The organism is Methylobacterium symbioticum, from assembly GCF_902141845.1.
Taxonomy (GTDB): Bacteria; Pseudomonadota; Alphaproteobacteria; order Rhizobiales; family Beijerinckiaceae; genus Methylobacterium; species Methylobacterium symbioticum.
Map to the genome: position 1 here is coordinate 68,785 of NZ_CABFPH010000017.1, position 6,434 is coordinate 75,218.

A 6,434-nucleotide genomic window follows, 5' to 3' on the forward strand; every position below is an offset into this window, starting at 1 on the left:
TATTCTGTAAAACAAGCTACAGAGCACCCCTTAACGTTTGATCAACAGGCCTCCATTGGGAAGGCGTGCGATGAGCATATTGATGGGCGCCGATCCCTGTGGCTGAATTACGCCAACGCTTAGTCCTTGAGTACCGACTAGCACAAGGTTCGACTGAAGGTTGCTGCCCGCTTGCAACACGCCCAAATTATTGCCACTGCCGATCAGGGCCGCTGTCGAGACGTTGTTGGTGCCGACCTGCAGGTGACCTGCGGTGTTGCCATTGCCGATCTGTAGAGTCTGGGCGAGTTGGTGGCCGGCATTGCGGGCGGCCATCTCGGGGGTCGGCATCGGCGGCGTGATGGGCTGCGCCATCGTCGGCGCGACCGCTGCGGCGGCCGGGCGCTGGATCAGCTGGATCGGGACCGAGACGCCGTTCGCCATCTGGGCGACGTAGACCGGATCGGCCTGGGCGCCGGCCGTGGCGGCCAGCAGGAGCGCGGCGGGGGCCGCGGCGCGGGCGCAGCGGCGGAGCATGCGGGCGCCGCGGGTCAGGGAGAATGGCATGAGGTGCTTCCTTGATCCCACTCGAGGGTGAGGTTGGCCGCGTAGTGCCCCTCCGCCGATCCATCCAACGTCACCGTCGAGAGGACCTCGTCCTGTCCGGGCCGGAGCGCGAAGCTCCCGCTCTGCACGTTGCGGCTCGTTCCGGTCGCGCTGTGCTTGTTCAGGGAGAAGAGGTAGCGGCCCTGGAGGTCTTCGTCGGAGCGGGCGAGCGCCTGGAGGCGGAGGTAGCCCGCGACGGGCTCGGCTTGGATCCGGCAGGTCACGGCCGCGGCCGAGGGGGTTGCCGGCAGGATCGTGGCGGCGAGGGCGGCCGCGAACCCGGACAGCGTGCGGTGGAAACGGGTTCCTGCCCGATGCGGGGCAGGCGAGAGGGCGCAGCACATGGCAGTCTGGCGCTCTGGGATGTCGAGGACGGGCCGGCGGGGTGGCGGCGGGCCCGGAGGCCCGCCGCCTGTGGAGCCGCCTCAGCGCTGCACGGTCACGGCCGCGTTCTTGTAGCCGAACTGCGCGGTGACCGAGCTGTTCGACACGCCGCCGGACGAGTAGCCGCCGGTCGACTGCGAGGTCATGGCGTAGTTGTTCGCACCGACCTGGATCGTCGCCTGGGTGTTGGCACCGATCATGGCCTGCGGGCCGGTCGACTGGAACGCGTTGGCGGTGTTGCCGTAGCCCACCTGCGCGATCAGCGAGCCGTTGGCGCCGAGGCCGCCGAGCGGGTTCGCGATGGTGGTCGCGAGGCTCGTCTGCTGGCTGGTCAGCGCCGCGTTCTTGGCGCCGATCTGCACGGTCGCCGCGCCGTTCAGATTGGCCGAGGTCTGGCCATTCGTCTGGCTGGTGACGGCCGCGTTCTTGTAGCCGACCTGCAGGGTGCCCTGGAGGTTGGAGCCGTTCTCCTGGCCGACCACCGCGTAGTTCTGCGCGCCGATCTGCGCCACGGTCGAGTTGTTGGAGGTCGGCAGCAGGCTGGCGCCCTTCTGGTTCGTCAGGGCGACGTTCTTGCTGCCGAGCTGGACGACGGAGGAGTTGTTGTCGACGCCGTTGAGGGGAACGATCTCAGGGGCGTAGACGGAGGCGGTCACCTGACCGTAGGCGATCGGCGAGGTCGGCAGACCAAGGAACTGATTCTTGCCGGTCCAGCCGACAGGCAAGCTAAAGGACGGAAGCGTTAGGCTCGCGCCGGTCCGGGCACCCGTCGAGGTCTGCGAGGTGATAGCGCTGTTGCCCGAGCCGACCTGCAGGGTCGAGGCCACGTTGGTGCCGCCGCGATAGGGCGCGACGAGATTCTGGATCACGCCGGTCTCTCCGCTGAACGGCCGATCTCCTCCAGCGAAGGTGTTCCACGAGTTGATCGACAGGAAGCCGTAAGTTTTCGGCGTGTAGTAGGTCGACGAGGTGTGGATGTTGCCGGTGTACTGCAGCTTCCCGCTCTGCCCGGGCGCGCCGCTCGAGCTCTGCGTCGTCAGCGCGCTGTTGCCGACACCGATCTGCGTCGTGTTGGCGGTGTTGGTCAGGCCCTGGGCGTTGCTGTTCTGGCTGGTCGAGGCGACGTTGAAGGCGCCGATCTGCAGCGTGCCCTGATCGTTGTTGCCGCCGGTCTGGGTGGCGAACGACACGTTGTTGAGGCCGAACTGGGCCGTGGTCGAGTCGTTGGTCCGGCTGCCCGAGGCTTCGATCTGCTTCGTGTAGGCGAAGTTGCGCACGCCCGCCTGGAACGTGTCCTGGCTGTTGTTGCCGCCGCTCTGGCCGACGATGGCGGCGTTCTTCACGCCGAACTGCTCGACGGTCGAGCTGTTGCCGGCGGGTGCGGTCACGCTCGTCTGGCTGATCGTCGCGGAGTTGCCGAAGCCGACCTGGAGGGTGCCCTGGTCGTTCTTGCCGCCGACCTGGCCGACGACGGCGAGGTTGCGGCCGCCGAACTGCGCCGTGACCGAGTCGTTCTTGCCGGCGCTGCCGCCGTTCTGGTCGATCATGGCCACGTTGCCGACGCCGACCTGGAGGGCGGACTGGACGTTGTCGCCCTTCTTCTGGACCACGGAGGCGGCGTTGAGCACGCCGAACTGCAGGGTGGTCGAGGTGTTGCCGGCGGTGGTGCTCGCGCCGGACTGCGCGACGGTGGCGACGTTGCCGACGCCGACCTGCAGGGCGCGCTGCGTGTTGTTGCCGCCGTCCTGCTCGGCCAGGACGTTGTTCTTCACGCCGAACTGCGCGGTGGTCGAGTCGTTCTTCCCGGCATCGCCGCCCTTCTGGTAGGTGACCGCCGCGTTGGCGACGCCGACCTGCAGGGTGGACTGGGTGTTGTTGCCGAGGGTCTGGCCGACGATCGAGCCGTTGCGCGCGCCGATCTGCGCCGTGGTCGAGGTGTTCTTCTTCGTGCCGGCCTTGCTCTGCTGCGTGACAGCCTGGTTCTTCACGCCGGCCTGAAAGGTCACCTGATTGTTGTTGCCGCCGGATTGCTCGCTGAGAGCGTTGTTCTGAGCGCCGACCTGGGCGATGAACGACTCGTTGTCGAGCGCGAAAACAGAGGTCGTGCTGGCGAGCACGAGCGCCAAAGCGACTGACGTCTTCATGATGTGATGCCTGCTCTGTCCTGGCGGGTCGCTTGGACTGCGACCACTGTGGAGGTGGAGACCATTCCCCGCCTCTCAGCTGTGTTAATGACTTCTTAACAGTCGGCGAGCAAGTACCCTGATTAAATTTCGGTTAATTTGGCGGCGCCGGCGCCGTCCCTCTGAGCTTCAATTGCCTCCAAATTGTCAGGTTGACTGAGTTTCGTGCCACTTGCGTCGCGCGCAATCTCGTGCCATCGCGCGGATTCTGTATGGATGCGCGAGGCACTGCTTCGAATTGCCTACGCCTTTGGTCTTACAGTAGTTTGACCCACCGGGCCGGCTGGTTTCGGCCTTTGGCCGCCGTCCGATATCTGCCGGGTTGCTGATGTTCATGCCGCCTGGACAGGAGAGAGCGCGGCGCTGAACGCTGCGACGTCTCCGGGGCGGAGGCTCGCGGCCTCTGCGGCTGTTGCGCCGGGCACTGTCCTTAACGAAGGGCTAACCGGGTCCTTTTAGCACTTGGACTTTGCTTGTCGGAGCGTGTCCATGGTCCAGAGATCGGTATTCGCCCTGGTTACGGCTGCAGGATTGCTGTCCGCCGGCGTTGCGCGCGCGGAAGAGGCCTATGTTCAGCAGACCGCCTCGGCCGCGTCCGCGGCGGTGGCGGCGGCCGCGTCGCTGCGGACGCTGCTCGCGACGCCGGTCGATCTCGGCGCGGCGCGCGCCGCCGCTGCCGCAGCCCCGGCCAGCAACATCGCTCAGGTGGTCCAAGTGGGAGCCTACAACAGCGGCACCATCACGCAGTCCGGCGGCGGTAACGTCGCGGCGCTCTTCCAGCAGGGTCAAGGAAATGTCGCGGTGATCTCTCAGACCGGGCGGAGTCGCTGAGAGAGATGAACGGACTGTGCTTCACTCTGGGAGCGGAGCACAGACGGACGACGCAGAAGATCGATCGTTGGATTTGACAACCTGAATGATTTGTCAGCACTGCTGAGCACGATTACGTACACGAGAGTCGTGGCACGATTTCTGCCTTTGCCGATCTATGATAAGTGGGATAGCTGTTCGGTCGTCCCCTGTTTGACCCGCGCGTGAATTTGGTGGATGCTCTCACTAACCTACTTGGAGATCCGTCGATACTTCGTTTAGAAGTGTCTCTCGGATCGCGGGAGTTGCCGGTCCGTCGGCTCTACGGAACGCGGGATTTCGTGGAATGGCTGAAGGAGCGTGAGCGGGCGTCGGAAGCTTCGAGGCTGGGAGTCGAGACATCCGTCATCGAACAGATCGACACGATCTTCCATCGCTTCATCGTCGGAGACACCTTTCGCAACCGGTGGGATTTTCGCTGCATCAAGGTCGAGAGGCATCCCGTCTGGGAATTCAAGACGCCGGACATGCGGATCTTCGGTTGGTTCCCCGCAAAAGATTGTTTCATCGCCGCCTATGGGGGCTGGGCGGACTACATAAAAGATCACGATCTGTATCGTGGCTATCGGTTGGAAATTCGACGCTTGCGACGCGAAATGAGTCTTGCAAAAGAACTCTGCGGGGAAGGAACGACGCCGGATGACGTCATATCAAATTGATCTCGGGGCGAGATCCGCGACAGTCGGCCGTTTCGTTGACTATGTCCGCCAAGAGCTCGTGAAGGCGTTCCTGGAGGAGAAGCTCCTGTCCGGCCTCAATGCGCGGGCGCTCGCCGAGAAGCTCGCCCTGCCCAGTTCCGCGATCAACGGGCAGCTCGCCGGGACGCGGCCGCTGACCCTGCGCGCGATCGCCGACCTGGCCTGGGCGCTGGACCGGTCGATCGTGTTCGAGGTCCGCTCGAATGCGCCGTCCGAGGGCCAGAACAGCCCTGCGACCGGATCGGTCGTGCATTACCAGGGCTCGTATATCCACGGTGTCGCGGCCACCGTGACATCGACGCTGCCGCCGCCGCCTGTCTTCCGCGTCGCCTGTGCCGGCGAGCCAACGAAGAGCTGCGCGGCATGAAGCGCTACGGATATTCGATTTTCTGCGACGACATACGAAACGAAGTCGGTGGAAAATTGAGTTTTATCGGGTGCTATAATTCTGCGATCTTCGTCTCCCACGATTTTCCGTGCGTCCTGTCGAAGTTCTGTATTCATACCTATGTCGTGACCGCGGCCGAGCAGCCTTTCCGATCGCTGTCCCTGCGCTGCTACGTCCCCGGGCGGCGCGATCCGATCCTCGACGAGCGGATCGAGACGCTGAACGTCCCGGCCCAGCGGAAGCTCGTGTCGGAGCTGGAGCCGGGCTTCGTCGCGCCGCGGCATATCGTGGCCTCCGCGAGCCTGATCCTCTCGCCGCTCGACATCGTCTCCCCCGGCCTGATCAGCGTGCGCGCGGTGATCGACGGCGAGGCGGAGGAACTGGGCCTCGGATCGCTGCGGGTCGTCGTCGCGGAGTAGCTTCCACCACAGGGCGTCCGCTGCGGCGTCGTGCCGTGAGGCCGATCGCCCGGCCGTCGGGCGTCGCGTGAGGGGCGTCCAAAGGCGCCGCGTGCGCGGGTCGCTTCGGGCGGGGCGAGCGCCTATATCGGCTCGCATCCCGCACACGACCCGAAAAGCGCCGCCATGCTGCCCCCCATCGCGACCATCATCGAGAATTTCGAGATCATCGAGGACGACGACATGCGCCTCGAATACCTGATCGAACTCGGCCGCGCCCTGCCTCCGATGCCCGAGAGCCTGCGCACGGAGGCCAACCGCGTCCATGGCTGCGAGAGCCAGGTCTGGATCGACACCGCGGTGGAGGAGACCGGCGACGGGCCCCGGCTGGTCCTGCACGGCTTTAGCGATTCGTTCATCGTCCGCGGCTTCGTCGCGCTGATGCTGGCCCTCTATGGCGGCAAGAGCCCGCGGGACGCTGCCGAGACGGACGGCCTGGACCTGTTCCGGCAGCTGCGCTTCGGCTCCCACGTCACCTCGAAGCGCTCGAACGGGGTACGCGCCATGGCCGACCGCATCCACCGCGACGCGGTCCGCCTCGCGGCCTGATCCGGCCCCGTCCGCGCAAGGGCGGGCCCGCCGCGCACAACCCGTCGCGCGGGCTGGGCCCAGGCTCGCCCGGACATGGGCCCCAGCTCGCCCGGACGGCCTCATCCCTCCCGCCACAGGCGCATCCGCGCCGTCTCCGGGCCTGTCGCCTGCCGCTCCAGCCCGTAATGCGCCGCCAGCCGTGCCAGCGCGATGCGGGCCACGACCTTGGCCGAGCGGGCCGGCCTGGCGGTCGGCGACGCCCCGCTTGAAGTCGGGGTCGTTCGGGTCGATCTCCGGCTCGACCTGCTCCGCCTCCTCGACTTCAACCTTAGCTGGC

Annotated in this window: 8 protein-coding genes and 1 pseudogene; 5 read left to right on the plus strand and 4 right to left on the minus strand. The window is 65.9% G+C overall.

Annotated elements, in window-relative coordinates; genetic code table 11:
* Nucleotides 1–30: 30 nt before the first annotated feature.
* From MET9862_RS08580 to MET9862_RS08590, 3 genes are all read right to left on the minus strand, one after another.
* Nucleotides 31–546 (minus strand): hypothetical protein, encoded by a 516-nt coding sequence (locus MET9862_RS08580; protein ID WP_142582621.1) that lies wholly within the window; start codon nucleotides 544–546, stop codon nucleotides 31–33.
* The gene (gene csgH, locus MET9862_RS08585; protein ID WP_142582622.1) at nucleotides 531–929 is read right to left on the minus strand and encodes a curli-like amyloid fiber formation chaperone CsgH; all 399 of its coding nucleotides are present in this window, start codon (nucleotides 927–929) and stop codon (nucleotides 531–533) included. The genes MET9862_RS08580 and csgH overlap by 16 nt, the downstream gene beginning before the upstream one ends.
* An 81-nt stretch (nucleotides 930–1,010) precedes the next feature.
* A complete protein-coding gene (locus MET9862_RS08590) occupies nucleotides 1,011–3,113 on the minus strand; it encodes a hypothetical protein (RefSeq protein ID WP_142582623.1) in 2,103 nt (700 codons plus the stop codon).
* Nucleotides 3,114–3,641: 528 nt separating this feature from the next.
* On the opposite strand from MET9862_RS08590, the gene MET9862_RS08595 reads away from it, so the two are divergent.
* From MET9862_RS08595 to MET9862_RS08615, 5 genes are all read left to right on the plus strand, one after another.
* Nucleotides 3,642–3,983: a curlin repeat-containing protein gene (locus MET9862_RS08595; RefSeq protein WP_142582624.1), complete on the plus strand. Its 342-nt coding sequence runs from the start codon at nucleotides 3,642–3,644 to the stop codon at nucleotides 3,981–3,983.
* A 320-nt stretch (nucleotides 3,984–4,303) separates the two neighbouring features.
* Nucleotides 4,304–4,681: a hypothetical protein gene (locus MET9862_RS08600; RefSeq protein ID WP_244612632.1), complete on the plus strand. Its 378-nt coding sequence runs from the start codon at nucleotides 4,304–4,306 to the stop codon at nucleotides 4,679–4,681.
* A 58-nt stretch (nucleotides 4,682–4,739) separates the two neighbouring features.
* A complete protein-coding gene (locus MET9862_RS08605; protein ID WP_142582626.1) occupies nucleotides 4,740–5,087 on the plus strand; it encodes a hypothetical protein in 348 nt (115 codons plus the stop codon).
* Nucleotides 5,084–5,527 (plus strand): hypothetical protein, encoded by a 444-nt coding sequence (locus MET9862_RS08610; protein ID WP_142582627.1) that lies wholly within the window; start codon nucleotides 5,084–5,086, stop codon nucleotides 5,525–5,527. The genes MET9862_RS08605 and MET9862_RS08610 overlap by 4 nt, the downstream gene beginning before the upstream one ends.
* A gap of 165 nt (nucleotides 5,528–5,692) precedes the next feature.
* Nucleotides 5,693–6,115: a SufE family protein gene (locus MET9862_RS08615; protein WP_142582628.1), complete on the plus strand. Its 423-nt coding sequence runs from the start codon at nucleotides 5,693–5,695 to the stop codon at nucleotides 6,113–6,115.
* 101 nt (nucleotides 6,116–6,216) lie between these two features.
* On the opposite strand, the pseudogene MET9862_RS29985 reads toward MET9862_RS08615, so the two are convergent.
* Nucleotides 6,217–6,339, minus strand: a pseudogene (locus tag MET9862_RS29985) (DUF6456 domain-containing protein); the annotation flags it as partial.
* Between the last annotated feature and the right edge of the window lie 95 nt (nucleotides 6,340–6,434).

Bases quoted from the DNA above. Each gene is read 5' to 3' on its own strand.
- MET9862_RS08595 (WP_142582624.1), top strand. From the start codon at position 3,642: ATGGTCCAGAGATCGGTATTCGCCCTGGTTACGGCTGCAGGATTGCTG.
- MET9862_RS08580 (WP_142582621.1), bottom strand. From the start codon at position 546: ATGCCATTCTCCCTGACCCGCGGCGCCCGCATGCTCCGCCGCTGCGCC.
- MET9862_RS08615 (WP_142582628.1), top strand. From the start codon at position 5,693: ATGCTGCCCCCCATCGCGACCATCATCGAGAATTTCGAGATCATCGAG.
- csgH (WP_142582622.1), bottom strand. From the start codon at position 929: ATGTGCTGCGCCCTCTCGCCTGCCCCGCATCGGGCAGGAACCCGTTTC.
- MET9862_RS08610 (WP_142582627.1), top strand. From the start codon at position 5,084: ATGAAGCGCTACGGATATTCGATTTTCTGCGACGACATACGAAACGAA.
- MET9862_RS08590 (WP_142582623.1), bottom strand. From the start codon at position 3,113: ATGAAGACGTCAGTCGCTTTGGCGCTCGTGCTCGCCAGCACGACCTCT.